The 256-nt window shown below is 73.4% G+C and carries 1 protein-coding gene; it reads left to right on the top strand.

The genetic code is table 11. The annotated features are described in order from the left end of the window. A partial coding sequence (locus ACQG3P_RS20500) for a nucleoside deaminase (RefSeq protein WP_426806071.1) occupies positions 1 to 256 on the top strand: 256 nt, incomplete at both ends.

Raw genomic sequence — 256 nt, 5'->3', positions numbered from 1 at the left:
GGCCCGTTCGGCGCCGGGGTGTTCGGTCCGGACGACCGCGTCATCGCGGCCGGCGTCAACCGCGTGGTGCCGCACAGCACCTCGCTGGCGCAAGCCGAGAACATGGCTTACATGCTCGCCCAGCAGCGCCTGCAGAGCCCGCGCCTGACCGACGTGCTGTCGCCGATCACCCTGGCCACCTCCTCGCAGCCGTGCTGCCAGTGCTCCGGCGCCACCAGCTGGGCCGGCATCGACCGGCTGCTGCTCGGCGCCAGCG

The organism is Stenotrophomonas sp. SrG, assembly GCF_050031795.1.
GTDB classification, from domain to species: domain Bacteria; phylum Pseudomonadota; class Gammaproteobacteria; order Xanthomonadales; family Xanthomonadaceae; genus Stenotrophomonas; species Stenotrophomonas rhizophila_A.
Note: the sequence above shows the minus strand (reverse complement) of the source record. Positions and strands in the feature narration are given on the sequence as shown.